This window comes from Roseibium sp. AWQ4_290 (genome assembly GCF_056160985.1).
Window position 1 is genome coordinate 203,672 of the sequence record NZ_JBSWYG010000003.1, and the last position, 23,738, is coordinate 227,409.

19 protein-coding genes are annotated in these 23,738 nt (G+C 60.8%); 5 read left to right on the forward strand and 14 right to left on the reverse strand.

What is annotated here, in order from left to right; translation table 11 throughout:
* Positions 1-17 precede the first annotated feature (17 nt).
* The 5 genes from ACXAH0_RS04675 to ACXAH0_RS04695 form a co-directional block, all read right to left on the reverse strand.
* Positions 18-1,655 (reverse strand): MFS transporter, encoded by a 1,638-nt coding sequence (locus ACXAH0_RS04675; RefSeq protein ID WP_475189426.1) that lies wholly within the window; start codon positions 1,653-1,655, stop codon positions 18-20.
* 188 nt (positions 1,656-1,843) lie between these two features.
* Positions 1,844-2,113: a DUF1427 family protein gene (locus tag ACXAH0_RS04680; protein ID WP_475173984.1), complete on the reverse strand. Its 270-nt coding sequence runs from the start codon at positions 2,111-2,113 to the stop codon at positions 1,844-1,846.
* Positions 2,114-2,142: 29 nt separating this feature from the next.
* Positions 2,143-3,882, reverse strand: a complete 1,740-nt coding sequence (locus ACXAH0_RS04685) for an amidohydrolase (protein WP_475189428.1) — start codon at positions 3,880-3,882, stop codon at positions 2,143-2,145.
* Positions 3,883-3,950: 68 nt separating this feature from the next.
* Positions 3,951-5,747, reverse strand: coding sequence for an amidohydrolase (locus tag ACXAH0_RS04690; protein WP_475189429.1), 1,797 nt, complete (start codon positions 5,745-5,747; stop codon positions 3,951-3,953).
* A gap of 116 nt (positions 5,748-5,863) precedes the next feature.
* Positions 5,864-6,562, reverse strand: coding sequence for a hydrolase (locus ACXAH0_RS04695; RefSeq protein WP_475189432.1), 699 nt, complete (start codon positions 6,560-6,562; stop codon positions 5,864-5,866).
* 163 nt (positions 6,563-6,725) lie between these two features.
* On the opposite strand from ACXAH0_RS04695, the gene ACXAH0_RS04700 reads away from it, so the two are divergent.
* Entirely contained in the window at positions 6,726-7,622 is an 897-nt protein-coding gene (locus ACXAH0_RS04700; protein WP_475189433.1) for a helix-turn-helix domain-containing protein, read from the forward strand.
* Between the two features lie 137 nt (positions 7,623-7,759).
* On the opposite strand, the gene ACXAH0_RS04705 is transcribed toward ACXAH0_RS04700, so the two are convergent.
* The 5 genes from ACXAH0_RS04705 to ACXAH0_RS04725 all read right to left on the reverse strand — a co-directional run bounded on the left by ACXAH0_RS04705 (position 7,760) and on the right by ACXAH0_RS04725 (position 12,394).
* Positions 7,760-8,815 (reverse strand): L-idonate 5-dehydrogenase, encoded by a 1,056-nt coding sequence (locus ACXAH0_RS04705; RefSeq protein ID WP_475173975.1) that lies wholly within the window; start codon positions 8,813-8,815, stop codon positions 7,760-7,762.
* An 8-nt stretch (positions 8,816-8,823) separates the two neighbouring features.
* Positions 8,824-10,101 (reverse strand): TRAP transporter large permease, encoded by a 1,278-nt coding sequence (locus ACXAH0_RS04710; protein WP_475173974.1) that lies wholly within the window; start codon positions 10,099-10,101, stop codon positions 8,824-8,826.
* Positions 10,102-10,103: 2 nt separating this feature from the next.
* Positions 10,104-10,619, reverse strand: a complete 516-nt coding sequence (locus tag ACXAH0_RS04715) for a TRAP transporter small permease (RefSeq protein WP_475173972.1) — start codon at positions 10,617-10,619, stop codon at positions 10,104-10,106.
* A 62-nt stretch (positions 10,620-10,681) separates the two neighbouring features.
* On the reverse strand, positions 10,682-11,659 hold the full coding sequence (locus tag ACXAH0_RS04720) for a TRAP transporter substrate-binding protein (protein WP_475173971.1): 978 nt from the start codon (positions 11,657-11,659) through the stop codon (positions 10,682-10,684).
* Between the two features lie 12 nt (positions 11,660-11,671).
* On the reverse strand, positions 11,672-12,394 hold the full coding sequence (locus ACXAH0_RS04725) for a GntR family transcriptional regulator (RefSeq protein ID WP_475189434.1): 723 nt from the start codon (positions 12,392-12,394) through the stop codon (positions 11,672-11,674).
* A 143-nt stretch (positions 12,395-12,537) separates the two neighbouring features.
* On the opposite strand from ACXAH0_RS04725, the gene uxuA reads away from it, so the two are divergent.
* Positions 12,538-13,755: a mannonate dehydratase gene (uxuA, locus tag ACXAH0_RS04730; RefSeq protein ID WP_475189436.1), complete on the forward strand. Its 1,218-nt coding sequence runs from the start codon at positions 12,538-12,540 to the stop codon at positions 13,753-13,755.
* A gap of 183 nt (positions 13,756-13,938) precedes the next feature.
* On the forward strand, positions 13,939-14,253 hold the full coding sequence (hmuQ, locus tag ACXAH0_RS04735) for a heme-degrading protein HmuQ (RefSeq protein WP_475173964.1): 315 nt from the start codon (positions 13,939-13,941) through the stop codon (positions 14,251-14,253).
* Positions 14,254-14,287: 34 nt separating this feature from the next.
* On the opposite strand, the gene ACXAH0_RS04740 is transcribed toward hmuQ, so the two are convergent.
* From ACXAH0_RS04740 to ACXAH0_RS04750, 3 genes are all read right to left on the reverse strand, one after another.
* Positions 14,288-14,746: a DUF302 domain-containing protein gene (locus ACXAH0_RS04740; RefSeq protein WP_475189439.1), complete on the reverse strand. Its 459-nt coding sequence runs from the start codon at positions 14,744-14,746 to the stop codon at positions 14,288-14,290.
* Positions 14,747-14,905: 159 nt separating this feature from the next.
* Positions 14,906-15,538 (reverse strand): ferric reductase-like transmembrane domain-containing protein, encoded by a 633-nt coding sequence (locus tag ACXAH0_RS04745; protein ID WP_475189440.1) that lies wholly within the window; start codon positions 15,536-15,538, stop codon positions 14,906-14,908.
* 8 nt (positions 15,539-15,546) lie between these two features.
* Positions 15,547-16,035, reverse strand: coding sequence for a twin-arginine translocation pathway signal (locus ACXAH0_RS04750; RefSeq protein WP_475189441.1), 489 nt, complete (start codon positions 16,033-16,035; stop codon positions 15,547-15,549).
* Between the two features lie 844 nt (positions 16,036-16,879).
* On the opposite strand from ACXAH0_RS04750, the gene ACXAH0_RS04755 reads away from it, so the two are divergent.
* Both ACXAH0_RS04755 and ACXAH0_RS04760 read left to right on the forward strand, forming a co-directional pair.
* Entirely contained in the window at positions 16,880-18,571 is a 1,692-nt protein-coding gene (locus tag ACXAH0_RS04755; RefSeq protein ID WP_475189443.1) for a methyl-accepting chemotaxis protein, read from the forward strand.
* A gap of 382 nt (positions 18,572-18,953) precedes the next feature.
* Positions 18,954-20,012, forward strand: a complete 1,059-nt coding sequence (locus ACXAH0_RS04760) for a hypothetical protein (RefSeq protein ID WP_475173955.1) — start codon at positions 18,954-18,956, stop codon at positions 20,010-20,012.
* 184 nt (positions 20,013-20,196) lie between these two features.
* Here the strand turns inward: ACXAH0_RS04760 and ACXAH0_RS04765 are convergent, their stop codons facing one another.
* Positions 20,197-23,586, reverse strand: a complete 3,390-nt coding sequence (locus ACXAH0_RS04765) for an error-prone DNA polymerase (RefSeq protein WP_475189444.1) — start codon at positions 23,584-23,586, stop codon at positions 20,197-20,199.
* Between the last annotated feature and the right edge of the window lie 152 nt (positions 23,587-23,738).

Sequence of the window (23,738 nt, forward strand, 5' to 3'; positions counted from 1 at the left end):
CCAGAGGCCTTCGCAAGCTACCGCTTCGGGGCGATCAGATGGCGAACTTTTGGGGGGGCCTCCCCGGTGTGGAAAGTGTGCAGGTTGCCCTGCAAATCCGCATCTGTCCGGGTGACCCGGTCATGCTGGCGCAAATGGTCGAGCCAGCTGGAGACGATGAAACATTCCGTCCAGAGGTCTTCTTCTTCGCCGTCTTGAAAGATGTGCCAGTCCACGGCGCCGTCCCGCCGCCTCTGTCCGGAAAAGGCCCTGAGTGCAGCCAGAAAACTCCTGGTGTCTTCGGGCTTGACCCGGTACTCGATCAGGATCATGACCGGTCCCCGGTCCGGTTCCAGTTCCCCGCTGATCTGGGGGGCTGGCCAATGGGCGGACGGGGCAAGGTCAAGCGTGCCCACGGAGGTTAAGGGAACTTGCCGCACCAGGGCAAGGAAACCGAGAAGCAGGGCGGCGGCGGCAATCAGAGCGGTGGGGATGGAGGCGAAAGACGCAACTTGCCCCCAGATCACACTTCCCAGGCTCATGGAGCCGAAAAAGACAGTCAGATAGATCGACAGTCCCCGGGCGCGCACCCATTCGGGCAGCGAGGCCTGGGCCGAGACATTCAGGCTCGACAGCACCGCGATCCAGGACAATCCGGCCAGCAGGGACACAGCGTAAGCGGCAAGCTCTGACGGAACCAGCGCGAAGACCAGAAGCGCCAGAGCGGTTCCCGATGTTCCGGCGGCCACCGTGTTGTTTGCCCCTAGCTGCTTTCGAAGCTTTGGCAGAAGCAGGGCGCCCAGAACCGCACCGGCCCCGACAAAGCCAAGCAGCAGTCCGTAAAGGCCGGGGCCGCCTTGAAGCAGGTTCTTGGCGATCAGTGGCAGCATCGCCCAATAGGCGCTGGCAAAGAGAAAAAAGGCAACGGCCCGCACAAGCGTTGCCTTCAGGGCAGGACTGTGAAGAGCGTAACGCAGCCCGGTCTGAATAGCGCTGAAAACAGGTTCCGGCGGCAGGTGCCGGGTGGTCTCCCGATCCTGTTTCCAGAAGATGAGCGCTGCCAGAATACCGATGAAACTGATCGCATTCAGCGCAAAGGGGGCAGCAAGCCCAACGGCGGTGATCAGCACTCCGGCCAGGGCCGGGCCGATGGCGCGGCTGATATTGATGCCCATGGAATTGAGGGCCACGGCTGCTGCAAGGTCCTTTTTCGGAACCAGGCTGGGCACGATCGCCTGCCATGCGGGCGCGGCAAAGGCTGCTCCGGTACCGAGCAGAAAGGTAAAGATCAAAAGCAGTTCGATGCTTTCCTGCCCGCTGGCCACAAGAATGGCGAACAGACCCGCCAGGACACCCATGAGAAGATTGACAATGAGCAGCAGTTTCCGCCGGTCAACACTGTCGGCCACCGCGCCCGCAAGGAGCGCAAACAGAAACACAGGCAGGGTTGTTGCCGCCTGAACCAGCGACACCATCACCGGGCTGGGAGACAGGGTTGTCATCAGCCAGCCCGCTCCGACATCATGCATCCAGGTGCCGACGTTGGAGACGACTGTGGCGGTCCAGAGCAGGGCAAAGGGAAGGGACTGGAACGGTGCCCAGGCGCCGCCACCCTGCGTCCCGGACTTTGAGGCCTTCATATCCTGGGTGGGCTCGTCAGAGGGTGCCGTTGTCATGGGGTCTGGTCCTTTCAGGAAGCCGTTAGTCAACGCGATCTGAAGTTCGTCTCATTTTCCAGCATGTTCAGAACGAATTTCAGTTCCATGAGGGTGACTGGTAAGACTATGTTTCTAATGTGATTTCCGGAACGGAAACACGCTACGGCGTGCGCTGCGCGAATGAGGCGGATTTCAATTCCACCACACTAGGCGTTTGTGATGTCTTGGGCCGGTCTGTCCTCCCGCCGGGGCGTTTTTGTTACGGCAAAGCTTTTGCCGTGAAGGCACTGGGCGGCGGCTTCCCGGCTGGTCATCCTGTCCTTGATCCAGGTAACGGCCGTCTCGCCCGCCAGCATGCCAAGAAGACCCAAAAGAGCGATCACCGGCGGGGCCGGGGAGCGGGTGCCAAGCAGCGCATAGAGAACGCCGACACCAAGGCCGATCCCCAGAGACACGAGATAGGGAGTTGCAGTCATGTTGTTCTCCTGAAAGGACCGGTTGTGTTCTAGCTGAAGCGACCCTGCTCGCCCGGTGCGCCGGGTGCGCCGAAAAACGGCAAGGGCGACCAGTCGGGCAACTCGGCAAGCGGTGCGGGGGCAAGTTCGGCAAAGCTGCCCTTGGCATGAACGATTGCGCCACCGGACAGGGTCAAATCGGATGAAATATCGGCAATCTCATGCTCTTGGACCGTGAAATAATCCCGGTCCAGCACCGCGAGATCAGCGAATTGGCCAGGGGTGATCTGGCCCTTGAGGCCTTCTTCCCGGCTGAACCAGGCGCCGTTGGCTGTCCAGTGCCGCAAGGCCTCTTCCCGGCTCAGCCTGTTCTCAGCGGCCCAGATGACATCGCCGCCCCGCCCCCTGCCGGAGACGGCCCAGTGGATTGCCAGCCAGGGATTATAGGACGACACACGGGTCGCATCGGTTCCGGCGGCAAGAGGAACCCCGGAGGCCATCATTTTGCGCACCGGCATCACCTGCCTGAGGGCTGCTTCGCCATAACGGTTCTTGTAGGCAGTCGCCTGAAAGGCGATGCGGTTCTGATACGAAATGCCCCCGCCGAGCCGGGCGACCCATTCCATTGTCTTTTCCGAAATCGTTTCGCCGTGGTCGAAAATCCAGTTGAGCGCGTCGAGCCCCTTGTCGCGGCCAACCTCCTCCAGAACCGTCAACAGGCGGTGTGCGCTTTCTTCATAGGTGCAGTGAAAACGGATCGGCCAGCGGTTCTCCAGGAGGAACTCAAGCACCGGTCTGAGGTCGCCTTCCATGCGTTTGGGCAGTTCGGGCCTTGGATAGGAGAAATCCTCAAAATCATAGGCGGAGGCCACGAGCATTTCCCCGGCGCCGACGCATTTCAGATAGGCGTTGCCCTGATCAGGTTTCACCATGTCGTGCCAGCGCTTGAAGTCATCAAGTTCCAGGGTTGGCCGTTGTGCGAAGAGCTGATAGCCGATGCGCACGGTCTGTTCGCCGCGCCGGTTCAATTCGGAAATCACGCCGTAATCATCCGGGTAGTTCAGAAAACCACCGGCACAATCCAGCGCTGAGGTCAGTCCGAGCGCGTTGAGGGCCCGGAAGTAGTGTTTTGTGGACAGGATCTGCTGCTCAAACTCAAGTTTCGGAGCCATGTCGAGCAAGGCGTAAAGCGGCTGTGCATTCGGGCGGGCCAGGGCAAGGCCTGTGGGCACGCCATTGCTGTCCCGTTCCAGGCGCCCGGAAACGAAAGGCTCATAATAGTGGCTGTCGATTCCAAGGGCCCGCAGGGCGGCCTTGTTCAGCCAGGCCCGGTCATAAAGATGCAGAACATAAACCGGAACGTCCGGTGCGGCCGCATTGATCTCTTCAAGGGTCGGCAGCCGTCTCTCCGCGAACTGGTCGGCGGACCAGCCGCCGACGACCCGGATCCACTGGCCCGCCGGTGTGCGCTGAGCCTGGGCCCTCAGCATGGCCAGACCATCTGCAAGCGAGGGGACACTGTCCCAACGCAGCTCCATGGCGAAATTGTTTCCCTGCCGGATGATATGCGTGTGGCTGTCGATCAGGCCCGGGATCACCCGCTTGCCCTGCAGGTCGATCATCCTGGTGCCGGGGCCCTGAAACCGCAGCAGGTCTGCGGCCGCGCCAACATCCAGGATCCTGCCGTCCCTGATGGCAATGGCATCCGCTTCCGGGCGGGCCGGGTCAAAGGTTGTGACCTTTCCGTTGGTCAGGATCATGTCTGCATGGGTCACGTCAGCGAAAGTCATGGGAAAGGCTCTCCGGAGTTGCGCCGAAAGGGGGGACCCGGTCCAGGTGACCGGGTCGTTTCAAGGGGTCAGCTGTTGCGGGTGTCGCCGAAGGTGATCACCGGGGACCAGTCGGGACTGACCGGAGGCACGTGGCGCAGGTCATGATGGGCCAGTTCTCCACGGGCAAAGACGACCTTGCCGTCCACCGCAGTCAGGGCGGAGGTAATGCGGGCGATTTCCGCGTCGGTGACGGCGAAATAGTCCCGGTCCAGAATGGCGAAATCCGCCAGCTGGCCTTCGGCGATCGCACCCTTGCGGCCTCTGTCGCCGGTGAACCAGGCCGATCCGGTTGTCCAAGTGCGCAAAGCCTCTTCACGGGTGAGCAGATTGGCATCGTCATACATGCGCATGCCGCCGCGTGAGAGCCCGGTGGCCATCCACTGGATCGAGTACCAGGGATTATAGGAGGTCACACGTGTGGCATCGGTGCCGCCGCCCATGGGCACGCCGAGATCCATGATGAAACGGAAATCCGGTGTTGTCTTGAGCTTCTCCGCTCCATAATTGCGCACGAAGTCTTCCGCTTGGAACTGAAGGCGGTTTTGCAGGGCGATGCCGCCGCCAAGCTCCGCAATGCGTTCCAGATTGCGCTTGGAAAACGTTTCGACATGGTCGACGAACCAGCCATCGACGAGCCCGGCGCCCTTGGCGACATCCTCGTAGACTTTCAAGAGCCGGTCGCCGGTCTCGTCATAGGTGATGTGCTGGCGGAAGGCCCAGCCCTTTTCGCCCAGAAGGGTCATGATCTTGTGCTGGATCTCTTCCGCATCCCGGTCAATCTCTGGACGGGGGTCACCGAAAATCTCATAATCATAGGACGCCCAGGTCAGGTTCTCGCCTGCTCCGACAAGTTTCAGCATGTCGTCGCCGGTTCCAGGCGTGAACGTGTCTGTCCATGCGGTGTAATCGTCGAGTTCGCGTCCCTTCACCTGTGGGAAGGTGTGATAGCCGATCCGGGTGGTCAGCAGGCCCTCGCGGTGCATGTGATTGATGACCTTGTAAGGGTCGGCCTCGGGAAACTCCATACCGCCACCGCCCGCGTCCGACACGGACGTGATGCCGAGCGAATTCAGTTCGTCCATATACTGCATGGAGGAGTTGATCTGGTCCCTGATCGACAGTTTTGGCGCCTGGCTAAGGGTCTTGTACATCAATAGGCCGGACGGAGCAGCCAGCAGGCGGCCGGTTGGCACGCCACCGGCGTCCTTCTCGATCAGGCCGCCCGGATAGGTTGGGTGGTCCGCCTTGTCATAGTTGAAATACGAGACCGCCCGGCTATTGAGCAGCGTCATCTTGTAGAGATAGTGGATCAGCACAGGGTGATTGGGGGCGACGCTGTCAAGTTCGGCCCGGGTCGGCAGACGCTTTTCCTTGAACTGGAATTCGGAAAACCCTCCGGCCACACGGATGAACTGCCCTTCGGGGGTGCGGCCGGCCTGAAGGCGCAGAAGGTGCAGCGCCTCTTCAAGACTGTCGGCTGCATCCCAGCGGACTTCCAGATTGTAGTTGACCCCGCCCCGGATCGAATGGGTGTGGCTGTCGATCAGACCTGGAATGACCCGCTTGCCGTTCGCCCGGATGACCTGGGTAAAGGGACCGATCAGCGGGGTCACGTCCGCCTCGCTTCCAATGGCGATGAAACGGTCGCCGCGGGCGGCAAGTGCGCTGGCCTCCGGCCGGGCCGGATCCATGGTTGTGATGCGGCCGTTCAGAACCACCAGATCCGCATGGGCCGCAGAGGCCTGCGCCAGAGCCGGGGACACGGAACTTGAAGCCAGAAGCGCCGAGGCGCCCTGAAGAAACTGTCGGCGGTGAAGAGGCATGAGAGATCTCCTGCCGCACAAGGCGGCGGTGTGTGTTCAGCCGTTGCTGGAAAAGGGAAAGGCCCGGTCACCTGCGCATTCGGATCAGGCGCAGGTGACGGTAAGCGGACAGGGCTTTAGGCGGCAGCACTTGTCTGCGCTGCCGGAACCGGGTCAAGCCGTTCGCCATGGGCAACCCGCTCGGGCGCCTTGTGAACCATGGTGTAGGCATAATCGACGCCCATGCCATAGGCGCCCGAATGCTCGCGGACAATGTCCATCACTGCGTCATAGGTCTCCTTGTGCGCCCAGTCACGCTGGAGCTCCAGAAGCACCTGCTGCCATGTGACGGGCACGACACCAGCCTGGATCATGCGCTGCATGGCCATGTCGTGGGCGCTTTGGGAAGTGCCGCCGGACGCGTCTTCGACCATGAAGATTTCGTATCCGCCTTCGCGCATGGCATCGAGCGAGAACATCAGATTGCAGACTTCGGTCCAAAGGCCGGACACGATCACCTTCTTGCGGCCGTTCTTGACCAATGCATCGCGGACTTTCTGGTCGTCCCAGGAGTTCATGGAGGTGCGCTCCAGAAGCGGGGCCTCCGGGAAAACAGACAGCAGTTCCGGATAGGTGTGGCCGGAAAAGCCTTCGGTCTCCACGGTCGTGAAGGTGACTGGCAGGCCGAATACCTTGGCGGACTTGGCCAGAGCCACCGCATTGTTTTTCAACGCCTGCCGGTCGATGGACTGAACGCCGAAGGCCATTTGCGGCTGGTGGTCGATAAAGATCACTTGTGCGTTTTGCGGGGTCAGCAGCTCAAGTTTGGTCGACATAAATTCTCTCCATACTGTCTTTCAGGAACAGGTCTTGCGGTTCGGACAGGACAGGAGATGGGGACCGTTGAACTGGATTTATTTCATCATTCGTGCATATGTTTTATACGAACTTGCGGAGTGCTGAAGCGCTGAGAAACGCAGCGTTAGAAGAGACGAAACAATGGGCCGACACGCCTTTCAAACTGAACCGGAACATTGCCTGGTCTACAGAAGCATCCGGAGCGACGACGCGGTTCCGCAAATCTTCGGGATCGAGCAGCGCTGGAATATGCCAGCGGTCCGGCACAGGGGCAGCCTGGGGGCTGGCACCCGCTTTGACGGTGTGAACCACTATATTCTGACCTATCACATCGGCGGGGCGAAGGCGCGCCGTCTTGACATGAATGCAGGTGCCGAGATTGCCAGCGAAGGCGCCCTGTCCCTGCAAAAGCCGAACAGTGCGGGTGTTTTTGCATCTGCCGGGGTGATCGACTATGCCCACTTCTATTTTACCCAGGGTCTCCTGTGCGAGATTTCGGAGGAATTGGGAGAGGATCAGCTTGCGGAGCCGGAGGATTTCTTCGCACTGTTTGATGCGGCCGCAGGCAGTGACGCCGCCGCCTATATTCAGCGTGCGGCCGACCGCAGAGATCCGCCAAGCTCAATCGAAATGGATAGCAGAGCCTATCTTCTCGGGCTCGGCATTTTGCGCGCCGTCCGCGCAAAATCGGGTCATGTCGCGCATCTGAGCCGGGTCAAACCAGGCTGTACGATGAAACCGGTTCTGGAGCTTATCGAAGACCGAATAAGTGCGCCCCTGAGACTGACGGACCTGGCCGAGACCCTTGACATGAGCCCGTTTCATTTCACCCGGGTGTTCAAGGCAGAACTAGGTCTTTCGCCATCTAAATATCTTGTGAAGCGGCGGGTCGAGCGCGCCCGTGACCTGATCCGTCAAACCTCCCTGGCACTTGCTGAAGTGGCCTTCCGCACAGGCTTTTCCAGCCAGGCCCATATGACCAGCCGCATGAAAGCGGAACTCGGTGTCACTCCAGGCGAAGTGCGCAAGGCGGATTAGAGCATCGTGCAGACTTATCGCACAATGCTCTCAGAACGGCCAGCCGCTCGTGTGGTGGAATGGAAATGAGCCTGATGTGTGCAGCGTGCGCCTTGGCGGATTTCAATCCCGGAAACCACAATAGAAACAGAGGCTTGCTAGTCGGCCGTTTGGCCGTTGAAGAGGATATGGACTTTCATGGCATTGCCCTTGTCGCTGGCAAAGTCGAAGGCTTCCACCGCCTGTTCCAGGGGAAAGGCGGGGCTGATGATCGGGGCAACGGAGAGGCTGCGCGTGTCGATGGCGTCAACGGCGGCTGCGAACTCCTCGTGGAAGCGGTGGGTGCCGCGCAGGTTGATTTCCTTGCTGACGATGAGGTTGAGCGGCACGGGAATGTCTCCGGCAACCCCCACGGCCACCATGGTGCCACGTGGCCGCAGGCACAAAAGCGCGTCACGGATGGCGGCCGGGGCGGCCGAACATTCAAACACCACGTCAAACTGGCCCTTATCCGCCTTGTCGCGTTCCAGTCCTTCCGGGTCCGTGCTGAGGTTCACGGTCTCGTCCGCCCCCATCTGACGGGCAACCGCAAGGGGCTTGTCTTTCAGGTCGGTCGCAACAATCCGGCCCGCCTCCGCTTGCCTGGCCACAGCCACACACAGAGCGCCGATGGGACCAGCGCCGGTGACGAGCACACGCAGGCCCTTCAGGTTCGGGGCCTGGTTCCGGGCGTGCAGGCAGACGGCGAGCGGTTCTGAACAGGCCGCCTCGCGCACTGAAACCTTGTTGTGAAACGCAAAGACCTGCGTTTCCGGCACCACCAGCCGTTCCCGGAAGAGGCCCTGCTCATGGGGCAGGCGGTAGGCAGAGCCCATGAAGCGCATGGACTGGCAATGCACCTCTTCCCCGCGTTGGCAGAAGCTGCAGGTGCCACAGGGCTGGCTGGGATTGACGGCGACCAGCGCGCCTTCCTGCACCCTGGTGACCCCGTCGCCAACGGCCACCACCCGTCCGGCGGCCTCATGGCCCATGGCGATTGGCTCGCGCACCCGGATCGGACCGAAGCCGCCATCATGATAATAGTGCAAATCCGATCCGCAGATCCCGCCGGCCAGGATTTCGATCTTGACCTCGCCCGGGCCGGTACCCGGCTCGTCACGGGTTTCCAGGCGCAGGTCATGGGCGGCGTGCAGCACGCAGGCGCGAACAGTCATGTCAGGTCCTATTGAAAGAGGAGACCCGGCAACCAGGTGGCCAGTCCCGGAATGAAGGACACCAGCAGAAGGACAATCAGGTTGCTGAGAAGGAAGGGGAAAATGGCCCGCACCACCGGCGTCAGCGGCAGGCCGGCAATGCCGGAACAGACGAACAGGCAAACGCCAACCGGTGGGGTCGTCAGGCCGATCATCAGGTTCAAGACAGCAAAGGTGGCAAAATGCAGGGGCTCAATGCCAACCGCCTGGGCCAGTGACAGCAGCGGCACGAACAGGATGATCAGGGCGGCGATGGTTTCCATGAACATGCCGACAAAGAGCAGCAGCACATTGATGATCAGGATGACTAGAATACGGTTGTCTGTGATGGACAGAACCGCATCGGCAATCGCCTGGGGGATACGTTCGGAGACCAGAATCCAGCCGAACACGTTGGCCAGACCAACCAGGGTCAGGATGGAGGCGGCGGAAATGGCGCTGTCGACGATGATTTTCGGCACCTGTTTCAGCGGCAGCTCGCGATAGACAAAGGCGCCGACCACAAAGGCGTAGACACTGGCGACAACAGCGGTTTCCGTTGGCGTGGCAATGCCGCTGAGCAGGCCGTAAATGATCAGGCCGGTCATAGCCAGGGCCCAGAAAGCGCTGGTGAAGGCGCGCATGAGTTCGCCCGTTCCCCGCCAGGGCTCCCGGGGGAAATTGCGGCGGCGGGCAATCACATAGCAGGTGATCATCATGGCAAGGCCCATCAGAAGGCCCGGAATGGCCCCGGCCATGAACATCTGGCCGACGGAAATGCCGCTCAGCGCTCCGACAATGATCATGGGCACGCTGGGTGGGATGATGGGGCCAACCGTGGAGGAGGCCGCTGTGACGGCAGCGGAAAAGTCCGCCGGATACCCGGCCTTTTTCATGCCGGGGATCATCACGCCGCCAATGGAGGCCGCATCGGCCACTGCAGTTCCGGTGATGCCGCCAAACAGCATGGAGGCGCCGATATTGGTCAGGCCCAGCCCGCCGCGGATCCAGCCGACCAGCGCATTGGCAAAGCGGATGATGCGCTCCGTGATGCCGCCATTGTTCATCAGGTTCCCGGCCAGGATGAAGCCTGGAATGCTCAACAGCACGAAGACGTCAATTCCGGCATAGACTTTCTGGGGGATGACCACCAGTGGAATCCCGGACAGAAGAAGATAGCTGAGTGAGGACAGGCCAAGGGCAATTGCAACGGGAACGCCCAGAATAAGCGCACCAATGAAGACGGCAAACAGTACCAAGACGTCCATGGTCAGCCCTTTGTATCGTCGGAGTGGGAAAGGCCGGAGCCCAGGGGGGCGGGGCTGAACGCCGCAAGCGCTGCCCGCAAGAGGGCAAAGACCAGAAGCAGGGCGAACAGCAGAAACACGCTGAAATGCACAAAGTCCATTTGAACGGCCATGGCCGGGGATTTCTGCAACTGGCCGATCGCGACAAATTTCCAGGCACCGGGGAGGAGCAGCGCGGCCAGTCCAGCGGTTGCCAGAGACGCGATGACCGTCAGGACGCGTGGCCAGGGGGCGGGCAGGCGGTCGCAGACAATGTCCACATTCACCAGATCCCCCGTCATCAGGGCAAGGCCTGCCCCAAGCGCGGTCATGTAGATCAGGGCAAAGCGGGTCAGTTCTTCAGTCCAGACCGGGGAATTGCCGAAGGTGCGTCCCAGAACCTGGGTCAGAACCGCAGCGATCAGGATGAGGAAGGCGAGAAAGACACCTGCGCGGCACAGTCTGTCGAGACCATGGCTAAGTTTCTGGGCGGCATTCATGTGAGTGTCCGGAAAAAAGGCCTGCCACACGGACTGTGCCGGCGGCAGGCCAGGGGAGGATCTTATTTCTGGCTGTCGAAGAGTTGTTCCACGATGGGCTTGATCTCGTCATTCACATTGGCCAGAACCGCATCCTTGGCAGCTGCGGCATAGGCTGCACCGTCAACCTCCACGAATGTCATGCCCTTTCCTTCCAGATACGCCCGGTCTTCGGCCAGGCTGGCCTCCAGTAGACCGCGCTCATAGGCTTGGGCCCGCTTGGCGGCTTCCAGAACGCTGGCCTGATCGTCTTCGCTCAGCGACTGCCAGGTGGCTTCGGCAATCGTCAGATAGATCCAGGACCGCACATGCTGGGTCAGGTTCACATGGGACTGCACCTCGTTGAAATTCGCGGAGCGGATCAGCGCCAGCGGATTTTCCTGGGCATCAATGGTGCCGTTCTGCAGGCTGGTGAACACTTCCGAAAAGGCCATCGGGGTCGGGGCCGCGCCAAGCGACTTCCACACATCCACAAAGAGCGGCACATTCGGCACCCGCAGCTTCAGCCCTTCCAGCTGATCCGGCGCGGTGATCGCCCGGTTGGAAGTCAGGTTGCGGGGCCCGCGGGCAAAATAGGCAATCGGGCGGATCCGGGCCTTTTCGATGATCTGGGCTTCGATCTGGTCGCCGATCTCACCGCCGGCCACTTCGTCCATGTGTTCGGTGGAGGAATAGGCGTAAGGGACGGCGAGCAGGGCGGCCATCGGCGCCCAGTTCTGCAGGCTTTCCCCTGTGATTGTCATGTCGACGGTGCCAAGCTGCATGCCGTTGATCAGATCGATTTCCTTGCCGAGGGATTCGTTCGGATAGATCTCGACCGCGATGCGCCCATCGGTCAGGGCCGACAGCTCCTCACCGAATTTGACGGCGGCCTTGTGCCAGGCATTCTGTTCATTGGCCAGGTGGCCCAGCTTCAGGGTTGTCTCCTGCGCGGCTGCCGCGCCCATCGCAAAATGCGTGGCGAAACAGGCGGCCAGAAGTGTCTTCAATCCATATGCCATAGTTGTCACTCCCTAGGGTTTTGATGAGGCTTCCGCCGACAGATCCTCGCTGCGGTCGAAATACCCCCGGTTCTTCTGAATAATCTGCGGCAGAGTCTTGAGGATCTCGTTCAGGTGTCCGCGCATGGCCCCGGACGCCTTTTCCGGGTTTGCCGCTTCGATCTGGTCGATGATCGCGATGTGCTGCTCGATCAGCGTGTCAATCGGGAACAGCTCGAAGCTCAGGAACCGGACCCGGTCCATCTGGCTTTTCAGCCCTTCCACAAACTGAAACGCAACCTCCTTGCCCGCCGCCTCCGCAAGGGTGCGGTGGAAACGTTCATCCTCGTTGATGAACTCGGGAGGCGAGGCCTTGATCCTGATCTGGTTCTGCAATTGCTGGCGCAATTCGCGCACCAGGGCCGGATCCGGATCTACTGCAAGCAGCCGGACGATATCCGCCTCGACCGCTTCGCGCACGAATCGCGATTGCAGAACGGTCGGATAGTCGATCCGGGTGACCAGCGTGCTGCGCTGGGGCCGGATGAGTATCAGGCCTTCCTCCGCAAGTTTGATGAAGGCTTCGCGAACTGGTTGCCGGCTGATGCCGTAGCTCTTGGCGATCTCTGCCTCGGACAGCTTGCTGCCCGGTGGGAGGTTGTTCTTGACAATACGGTCGCGCAGCAAACGCCGCAGTTGCGGTGCGATTGCGGCCGTTTCATCAAGACCGGTTTCAGTTACGACATCGTTTTGCACGAGCTGTCCTCCCAGGATCGTTATCTGCGCAACTGCCATACTAGTCAACAAAAATTTGACAAGCGCTCTGCAACCCTTCAAAGACTGTTCGAAAGACCGGTGCAACAGGTAGACACCGGACGGCAGACTTGGAGGAACGTCAGGTGCATGAGACTTGGAGGTGGTTCGGCCCGTCGGACCTTGTGGGACTAAGCGATGTGGCCCAGGCCGGGGCAAAGGGCGTTGTGACAGCCCTGCACCACGTGGCCCCTGGTGACGTCTGGATGCCTGAGGAGATCGCGGCCCGTCAGGAGCTTATACGCGCCGGCTCCGGGCATTTGCTGACGCCTCTGACTTGGGATGTGGCGGAAAGCCTGCCTGTCTCGGAAGACATCAAGCGCCAGACCGGGGCCTGGAAGGACCACGTTGCGGCTTATAAGACCAGCCTGTCCAATCTGGCGGCGGCCGGGATCAAGGTCATCTGCTACAATTTCATGCCGCTGCTCGACTGGACCCGCACCGATCTTGCCTATCAGGTGCCGACCGGGGCCACCTGCATGCGCTTCGATCTGATCGATTTTGCCATGTTCGATCTCTTCATCCTGAAGCGGTCCGGCGCGGAAGCAGACTTTCCCGAAGACGTGGTTGAGGCGGCCCGCAGGCGTTTCGCCGAGACAGATGACGCGTTCAAGAGGGCGCTGGTCGACAATATCATCTGCGGCCTGCCGGGCGGCAATGACCGGCTGACCCTGGACGATATCCGCCGGCACCTGGACGCCTATCAGCCCTTTGGCGAGGAAGCCTTACGCCGCCATCAGGCCGATTTTCTGGAACAGGTGGCCCCCCATGCGCAGTCTTTGGGCCTGCGCTTGTGCTGCCATCCGGATGATCCGCCCTACCGCCTGCTGGGGTTGCCGCGCATCATGTCGACAGAGGCGGACTACGCCCGTCTGGTGAAGGCCGTCGATCTTTCAGCCAATGGCATCACGCTCTGCTCCGGGTCTCTTGGCGCGCGGGCCGACAATGATCTGCCCGGCATGATGCGCCGGTTAGGCTCTCACGTGCATTTCCTGCATTTGCGCAATGTGGCGCGGGAGCATGATCAGCTCTTCGGTTCGTTCCATGAATCGGAACATCTGGACGGTGGCGTCGATATGGCTGCACTGATTGCAGCGGTGCTGGACGAGGAACAGGACCGCAAGGCGGCCGGGCGCGCGGACTGGTCCATTCCGTTCCGTCCGGATCATGGTCAAGACATTCTGGATGATCTGAAGCGCAAGGCGCAGCCGGGCTATCCGGCCATTGGCCGCCTGAAGGGGCTTGCGGAATTGCGCGGGGTGATCGCCGGACTGACCCATTCCAGACAGGTTGCCGGCGCTTGACCGGGGCATGGCCGCCGGGTCTTTTCCGGCCGGTGGGGCCTGTCTTTCTGTGCCGGACACAGCGTGAAAATAGGGCAGTCAGTTACCGCGATCAAATGGCTTGATAAACTTGAGAAAATAATTCAGGTTGCGCGCACACCAAAAGATTGTATCTATCTTGATCATCGACATCTGGAGCTGCGTATGTATCTGGCAATGAACCGGTTTTCCATATTGAAAGGCCATGAGGAAGAGTTTGAGGCAGTCTGGCGCGAGCGGGAGACCCGCCTTGCCGAAATGCCGGGCTTTCAGACCTTCCATCTGTTGAAGGGCCCGGTTGACGAGGAAACCGGCACCACCCTTTACGCCACCCACACCGTTTGGAGCGGTCAGGGTGATTTCGTCAACTGGACCAATTCTGAACAGTTTCACGATGCCCATAAGAATGCGGGCAATAACGGCCATATGTATGCCGGTCATCCCCGCTTTGAAGGGTTTCAATCCGTCCTGACGGCGTGAGGCAAATCCGGACCGGATTTGCAAAGGCAGCGCGTTACTGCGCTGCCTTTTTGGTCAGGGCTTTCAAGGCACCGGTCATTTTGGCAATGCTCGGATGGTCGGCCGCCAGCCCATGGACTGCCGCCAGATCCGCCGGATCATGATAGACGAGCACTGTGCCGTCCACCGTCTCGATGACCGCCACGCGGATCGGCAAATCAAGCCCTGCCTCGGGCGCATCGCGGATGACCGGTGTTCCTAGGTTCGGATTTCCGAACATGATCAGCTCATTGGCCGGGATCTCCATGCCGATGCTCTTGCCGCCGCCCGCATGGTCGACCCGGGCAAACACTTTGGCCCCGGCCGCCTCAACGGCGGCGACAAGATTGTCGGCGGTCTCGGACACCGAATGCGGACTGGATACCCGCACGGGGTCGGCCTGTGCGGCCGTAACGGCGGTGAGAGACAGGACGAGGGGGGCTGCCAGGGCAGTTAGCGGGACAAGACGCAGCATCAGATCCTCCAGGCAATTAAGAAATAAGGACCGCAGTCTCCTGTGCGGCAGCCGGCAATGCCAATCACAGTTTGCGGAGCGGCTGGATTTGGACAAAGTCCGGCAGATGGTGGTCACCCGATTGCTCCGGCAATGTTGCGACTGCCTTGCATCTAAATGCTAGTGCGGGATGCGTCTGCTGCGGTCCCTTCGTCTTGGTGAAGGCCGGGCCCATATCCTGCCTGCCGCGACTACCAGGCTTGCCCCGAGGGCCAGCAGGCAAAGCAGCACTTTGGTGACCGGCTCCATTGTTCCCTCGATCAACAAGGCGTGGGCCACGGTTCCGGCCACACAAACAAGCGCCAGCCCCAGATGCGCCCTGCGCCACAGGCGAGGGGACAGTTTTAGCTTCCGCCGGACTGCGGCCAGAAGCGCAGCGCCAAACACCGCCCACATGGCGACAACACCCCACGCGGAAAAAGGGGTTGGGGAGCGGAACAAAAGCGCGTCGAGCACGTCCGGCGGGCTGGTGATCCAAAGCCCGGCCACATGCAGGACAACCGCCACAATCAGCAGCATACCGCCCCAGCGGTGCAGCCGCCGCCCGCGTGTACCGGCCAGGCCTGGCAAGGCGCCGGCGGCCAGAAGTGGCTGCATAAAGAGCAGTGCGAGGGCGGCAATCCCGGCAAATCCTGCGGCGATATAGACCGGTTCGCGCCAGGCCAAGAGCGGACTGAGCCCGGCCGCCAGCGTTGGCATGGCCAAGGCCGCTGCAACCAGAACCCAGATGAGGACAGCTCGTATTGGCAGCACTTTGAAGGTCAGGCGGGCAGCAAGACAAAGTGGGCTTCCAGGCGCTTGTCCCTGGCGCTTGACATGACCGGCCTCAGGAACACGGTTTCAAAGTCGCCACTGTCATAGGCCAGATGTCCGTGAGGCTGGCCGAAGGCAGGCACGATCTGCGGCATCTCGAGACGGAACACCCCGTTTTCGTCGGTCAGAGTTGCCCCATGGCTGTGCGGATCCCGCTCGTGCCCTTCTGTTGTATGGGCCCAGATCTGGATGCGCTGGCCAGCCAGTGGCGCGCCGTCTCCAGCCCGGCGGACCGTGCCGGACATCCAGAAGCCCCCGCCTCCGATCCGGTCCACAAGCGGGGCACCGGGCCGGTAATTGTTGGAGCCGCCCCGCATGGACCGGGTCGGGGCCAGGCCCTGCGCGTTTGCAGGTACAAGCAGCCCAGAACAACCGGCCGCGAGAGCTGCCCCACAGGCCGCAAGAAGGGTTCGCCGGGTGAAAGGGGCACGCGTCATATCGCTGTCTCCTGTCGTGCAATCGGAGCCGGGTCAAGGAGCCGGGGGATCTTGAGGGCGGATCGCCCAGCTTTCAGATGCAGAGTATAGGGCACTTGGTGGCAATTCCGAGAGGGTGCTGCATGTGATTGACAAGACATGGCTCACGCTTGCGTGAGAAAAAGGGGAGAGGCATGAGAGGTGTCAGCCTGCATCCAGATGCGGCTTGGAGGTGTGCTTCGCTTCGTCGAAAAAATTGAAAAACAGATTGTAGAAAGAAATGTGAGAACTCGTTGCATGCCATTTTTTTGGAATAATGCACTTCGATCTTGGTTTGTTTTGATTTTGTTGCAAGCTGATGCCATGTCCGTTGGGTGGAAATGGGTCTCCGGAGGCCGCACTTGGTGGGGCTTCGGACATTGCCGCACGTTTGCACCAAGATTCCCGTCATAAGTGCGATCCAGCGATGTCAGCGGGCAAGGCAGATCCGGTCAAATCGTGCAGACTTATCGCCCGATGTTCTAGCGTATGGTCGAGACCCGAGGAGCTGTCGAGGGGTCCGTAACGGTCATTGCTGAAGCCGCTCCGCATGGATCGGATTGGGTTTCTTTAGGGCATGTTGCCCTTCGCAGCTGGAGTGCGGGATTTGGTTTCAAGGGATGAAAAGCTTAAAAAGATGAATTTACGCAAGTGAAAATCGCTGATCCACCGAAAGGAATAGAAAAATCTATCAACTTTATGTTGTTGTAAACATTGTAAAAATTACTATATAAGTAGAAATGCGATTTTTTTATTTTTGAATTAAATATTTTTTAGCTGGAATCTGTTGTCATAGGGTCAAAATTAGCGATGAGGATCACGAAATATGTCTTTTGCGCGTTGGCCTTTGGCTTGGAAAATCTGCACCCCTGTTTTCGTCATTACTGTCTTCACAATCGCGTTGGCAGGCCTTTCTCTAAGCTCGCTCAAAAGTGCGATGTTGAAAGAACGTCTGGTGAAAATCGAAGACATTTCAAACACGGCAAAGATGATTGCCGTGAGCTATTATGAATTGGAACAGGCCGGTACGCTGACCCGCCAGGAAGCGCAAAGCCTCGCGGTCAAGGCCATTTCCGCCATGCGCTATGAGAATGGCGAAAACTATGTCTTCGTCTTCAACAACGAGTCCATCACCGTGTCCCACGCCAAGGCGAGCCTGATCGGGAAGGACCTGTCCGGGCTGAAGGATGCAAATGGTGTTCAGATCATTCCCGAGCTGGTTAAACTTGCCAAAGCCGGCGGCGGCAATATGCAGTATTTGTGGCCACGCGCGGGAGACGACACTCCGATCCAAAAATGGGGCTATGCGACCGGCTTTGCACCTTGGCAATGGATGATCGGCACAGGCGTTTATATCGATGATCTTGAGGCAGCCTATTGGAGCCAGGCGGTCATGATCATTGCCCTGACCGTGATCGGGGCTCTTGTGGCCGGGTCGATCGCGTTTTTGGCAATCTCTAGCCTGGTTAAACCTCTCAAAGCCCTGACCTTGAATATGAGCCGTCTGGCGGATGGCGAGGCCGATATCCGGATTGACGATGCCGACCGGGGAGATGAGATCGGCCAGATGGCGGCAGCGATGGAGGTCTTTGTCAAGAATGAGCACAAGCGCCGCGCTTTGGAAGAGCGGCAGGCGGAGAGTCAGGAAGAGGCCGCCCGCAAAGGTGCCGAAATCCAGCAACTCAGCAGCGAGTTCGACCGCCAGATTATGGACATGATGGGCATCATTGATGCGTCGGTGCAGAACCTGCAGGCCTCTTCTGCGGACATGACCGGGGTGGCAGCGCAGACCACGGAGCAGAGCGGTCTGGTCTCCAGCGCCTCATCCCAGGCGGCCAGCAATGTGGAGATGGTCGCAGCGGCTGCTGAAGAATTGTCGGCCTCTGTCAGCGAGATCCGCCGTCAGGTTCAGAGCTCCAGCGACATTGCGGCCAAGGCCTCAGGCGAGGCGGAAGCCACCAATGAGCGCATGAACGGATTGTCCGAAGCCGCAACCCGCATCGGTGAAGTGGTGACGCTGATCCAGGCAATTGCCGAACAGACCAACCTGCTGGCTCTCAATGCCACAATCGAGGCGGCCAGGGCAGGTGAGGCCGGCAAGGGCTTCGCGGTTGTGGCGGCTGAAGTCAAGGACCTAGCGACCCAGACCTCCAAGGCAACGGAAGAGATCTCAAGCCAGATCAGCGCAATTCAGGAAGAGACCAGCCACGCGGCCAGTGCAATTTCCTCGGTGACGGAAATCATCAACAACATGAACGAGATTGCGTCGTCCATTGCTTCATCGGTGGAAGAGCAGGGCGCGGCAACTCAGGAGATCGCGGCCAATGCAACGGAAGCTTCGCGCAGCACGGTGGACGTGACCACCAATATTGAAAGCGTGGCAACAGCTGCGGAAAACACCCGTGATACGGCGGAAAAGGTTGATGCTTCCGCGCGCCAGCTGGAAGATAACGCCGCCATGCTGCGCGATCAGGTTGGCGCGTTCCTCGGCGAAGTCCGCGCCCGGTCTGCCGCCTGATCAAGGCAGAGCAAACCAGGACAATTTGAAGAGACCCGCCCGGACTTGGGCGGGTCTTTCCGTTTCATAGGCTGTTTTTTCTGCGCGGACGGAGGGGCTTTTTTCTCCGCGAATTCTGAGTAGGGGGTGTCCCAAAATTGGGTAGACACACTCATGGCCTTAGAAAGGCGCCGTGCCTAGTCTGACTGACAGTCCGTTTTGGATGGGAGTGGCCTGTCAGCAACGGGGTTTGAGACCGGAAAGTACCGGTTCTGACGGCTGGGCTCCGTTGCCGCTGTTTCAAACTCTGTGACACGCCCGCGCTGCCCTGGTTCGGGAGCGTGGCCAAGTTTCTGGCCACAGAGCCCCTTGAACACAGGCCGAATGTGTTTGGGAGCTATTTATGACGAAATTTCTGTTTTCAGCCCTCGCCGTTTTTACCTTGGGCGCTCCGTCCCTTGCCCAGGCTGCTCCTGTGGATGCGGTCAGCTTTCTTCAGATGGATTACAGGTTTGTTTCGGTTGCCACGGACCCGGTGCCGGGGCCTCTGGTGGTTGGCGCCTCTCCGGCAGGGATGTCCGTTAGCACCGGCGGGCCGGCCTTCAACATCTCCATCGGCAGCCAGATTGAGGACCCGGGCGCGGTCACCGCGATCGATCAGAACACGGTTCAGGTCGGCTGTGCCTCCTGCGAGCCGCTGGTCCCCTTTGTCAGCACCCGCCGTTTGCGGGTCAACCGTGCTGATCCAACCGAATTTGCAGATGCCCAGGCCAACATTGAAAACACCATTTCGCAGGATCAGGGTGCCGACGTGACCAGTTTTGCCATTGGACAGCAGCAGACGGACCGCGACGGGCTGGCCCAGCTGCGGATCACGTCCTCCCCGGCGGCTGCAGAGGCCGGGTCGACTTACGGTATCTCGCGTGTGACAACGTATGAAAACACCAGTGATGCGCAACTGGCGCTTCAGTTTGTGACCGAGATCGACGTGGACCTTCTGGCCCGGTATTCCGGGGAGGACGGGTTTGCCCGGGCCAGCACAACGCAAAGCGTCCTTTTTTCCGGCGTGTCCGATGGCAATCTGACAACCGTCGTCACCGAAGATACCTCCCAGGTGACGGAGATCGGCGACGGGGCCTCCGTGACAGCGGATACGTTTCATTCCGGTTCCGGCATCATGGGACTGCTGTTCTCCGCCAGTGCCACTGCCCTTGGGGATGGTGGTTTCACCGAGGCCAGCTTCAGCCTCTTCCACCGGGTTGTTTTCCTGCTGTTCATCGACCCCGGTCAGGCCGTTCAAATGGAAACCGCGTTTTCCCAGGCCAATTTTGTCGAATATGCGCCGGGTCCGGTGTCCGAGATTCCCTTGCCCGCCGGTGCGCTGCTGCTGTGCAGCGGCCTGGCCCTGCTCACAGGCCGCCGTGCCTTTCAGGTGTTGCTGATCCATACCAAGCACGGTTGATCATGCGCTATCTGACCGCACTCGGAGGGACTTCGGACGTTGTCGCACGCCTGGCCCGATACCCCGCATTGGCCTGCGATGCGCTCCTGGCCGAAGCCCCTCAAAGCGCGGTTAGTTAGGTCAGGATCAATTGCGCTTGATATTAGAGCGAAGAGGCGGGGCGCAAGGTCCATAGGGTATCTCCTTAATGAAAGTCACGGCTTGGAAACAGCCGCTTGGCCTGCTCGCGCGGGTGCATGGCCCTTGGCCGGGGGGCAGAAGATTTCAGGTGGTGCGGCACTTCGTCGGCCTTGGGGGACATCTGGCCCAGAACCTCATCATTGGGGTGGCCCAAAAGGGCAAGGTCCCGGGAGCGGTCCTCGATATGGTCGGCGATGAGATGAACGACCATGCCCTCGCGCTCCAGGCGCCCGGTGACTTTCAACAGCCGCCCGCCAATCACGGCCGCGCGGTAGCGTTCATAAAGCTTCGGCCAGACAACCACATTGCTGACCCCGGTCTCGTCTTCAAGGGTCAGGAAGATGACCCCTGAGGCGGTGCCCGGGCGCTGGCGGGTGATGACGAGCCCAGCCACGCTGACGCGCCGTGCCTGGGCGGGCGTCAGCCGGGACAGCCGGTCATGGGGGGTGAGGCCGGGAAGGTGCGGGCGCAGCAGTTCCATCGGATGGGCGCGCAGGGTCAGGCGGGTGGCAAGATAATCCTCCACCACTTCCTGGCCCAGATGCATGGCGGGCAAAAGCACATCCGGCTCGAAGATGGCTTCACCGTCAATCGGGTCGTTGAAGAGCGGCAGCGGTTTTGGGCTGCGGATCGTCTTGACCTGCCACAGGGCGTCCCGGCGGCTGAGACCCATGCCGGCAAAGGCATCTGCCTCGGCCAGCCGTTCCAGGGTCGCAGGCGCCACGCCGGTTCTGAGCCACAGGGTTTCCGGGTCCGGATAGCCGTTGCCGCGGGCGGCCACGAGCCAGCCGGCATCCTCCTCCTTCAGGCCCTTGATCTGGCGGAACCCGAGCCGCAGGGCCAGTGCGCCGTCGCTGCGCCGCTCCAAGGTGCAATCCCACTGACTGGTGTTGACGCAGACCGGGCGGACCTCCACCTGGTGCTCGCGGGCATCGCGCACGATCTGGGCCGGGGCGTAAAAGCCCATCGGCTGGGCATTGAGCAGGGCGCAGGCAAACTCGGCCGGGAAGTGGCATTTCAGATAGGCCGAGACATAGGCCAGCATGGCAAAGGCTGCCGCATGGCTTTCCGGAAAGCCGTATTCGCCAAAGCCCTCGATCTGGCCGAAACAGCTTTCGGCAAAGCTCTGTTCATAGCCGCGCGCAGTCATGCCGGAGATGAATTTCTCGCGCAGCTGGCCGATGGTGCCCATGCGCCGGAAGGTGGCCATGGAGCGGCGCAGCTTGTCTGCCTCCGACGGGGTGAACCCGGCGGCGACAACGGCGATCTGCATGGCCTGTTCTTGAAACAGCGGCACGCCGAGGGTCTTGCCAAGTACGTCCTCCAGATCCTTTGAGGGAAAGGAGACCGGCTCCTTGCCCTGGCGGCGGTTGATATAGGGATGGACCATGCCGCCCTGGATCGGGCCGGGGCGCACGATGGCAACTTCAATGACGAGATCGTAAAATTCACGCGGGCGCATGCGCGGCAGAAAGTTCATCTGCGCCCGGCTTTCCACCTGAAAGACGCCGATGGCATCGGCCCGGCACAGCATGTCATAGGTGGGCGTGTCCTGCTGGGGCACGCTGGCAAGGGTCAGTTGCTTGCCGTGGTGGGTTTCGATCAGGCCGAAACATTTGCGCAGGCAGGTCAGCATGCCGAGACTGAGCATGTCGACCTTCAAGATGCCGAGCGCGTCGATATCATCCTTGTCCCATTCGATCACCGTGCGGTTTTCCATGGCCGCATTCTCGATCGGGCACAGGGCGTCCAGCCGGCCTTGCGTGATCACGAAGCCGCCCACATGCTGGCTGAGATGGCGCGGGAAGCCGATGATCTCCCGGATCAGCTCGATGGTCTGGGCGACCCTCGGATGGGCAAGGTCCAGCCCCAGTTCCTTCATCCGGGCCTCTTCCGGCCCGCTGTTGGAACAGCCCCAGATCTGGCCGGACAAGGCGGCGGTCATGTCCCCGCTCAGCCCCATCACCTTGCCGACCTCGCGGATGGCGGCGCGGCTGCGGAAATGGATCACCGTGGCGCACAGCCCGGCCCGTTGGCGGCCGTATTTGCCATAGACATACTGGATCACCTCTTCGCGCCGTTCATGTTCGAAATCCACATCGATATCGGGCGGCTCGCCCCGGTGCTCGGAAATGAAGCGCTCGGACACCATAGTGATGGTTTCAGGCCCCACATCGGTGATGCCGAGTGCATAGCAGATGATGGAATTGGCGGCCGAGCCGCGCCCCTGGCACAGGATGTTGCGGCTGCGGGCAAAGCGGATGATGTCGTGAACGGTCAGGAAATAGGCGGCGAAGGCGAGTTTGCGGATCAGCGTCAGCTCTTTCTGGGCCAGCTGCTGGGCGTGAACAGGCACCCCGGCCGGATAGCGCCGTTCAAGACCCTCGAAGGTCAACCGCTCCAGACGCTCCTGGGGCGGTTCCCCGCTGGTGATTTCGTCCGGATATTCATAGGACAGTTCAGACAGGTCGAAACTGCAACGGGTTGCAATCTCGGCCGTACGCCGGAGGGCGGCCGGATGGTCGCGGTAGAGGCGGGCCATGTCGTTGGCCGGTTTCAGCCGCCGTTCGCCATTGGGCAGGGCGCGGGTGCCGATCCCGTCAATGGTGCAGCCTTCCCGCAGGCAGGTCAAAACATCGGCCAGCCGCCGCCGTCCGCCCTGGTGCATCAGCACATCGCCGACCGCGACCATGGGGGTGGCCAGTATATGGGCGGTTCTGGCGCAGGTCCGGAACCAGGCCTGGTCGGTGCCGTCATAACGCGGCGCAGCCCCTAGAAAGACATGGCCGGGGGCCTCCTGGCGGAGGGTGTGGATATGATATTTAGCCGTCTTACAAATTCCGTCCCGGGTGGAGGAGACCTGGGGCAGGGCGATGAAGATCAGGCCGTTGCAGAAATTCAAAAGGTCTTCGAAGGCCAGATCGCAGCCGCCCTTTTCCGCCCGCCGCTTGCCAAGGGTCAGCAGCTGGCTGAGGCGCTCATAGGCGGGTCTGTCCGTCGGCAGGGCGATGAAGTCAACCGGACTGTCGGTCAGCACCAGCCGGGTGCCGGTGATCAGCCGGGGCAGCTTCAGGGCAGGTGGCGCGGGCAGGGGCTGTGCTGGGCCGTCCGGTTGCCGGGAGGACGGATCGATCCGCATGTGAGAGCGTACGCACACGCCGCCGTCCCGGGCGGCCCGCTTGAGTTCCTTCAGGGCGGAATAGGCCCTGACAACCCCGGCAAGGGAATTCCAGTCGGTGATCGCAATGGCCGCCAGTCCAAGCGTGGCGGCCCGGGTTACCAGTTCTTCGGGATGGGAGGCGCCGCGCAGAAAGGTGAAATTGGAGGTCACGCACAGTTCCGCATAGGGCGGGCTGTCCCAATGCTGCCCGTCCGGAAACACATGGGAGGTCATTGGCGCGTCTCCCGTGTCCCTTCAGAGTGTGTACTGATCAAGGCCGGGCGAGTTGTCGAAAGATGTCCCTCCTCCGCCGCCCCGGCCTTGCGCAGGTGCCTGATCCTGAGCAGGCGGCATGGCGGTCCCGGCTCAAGGCCGGGACGGCGCAG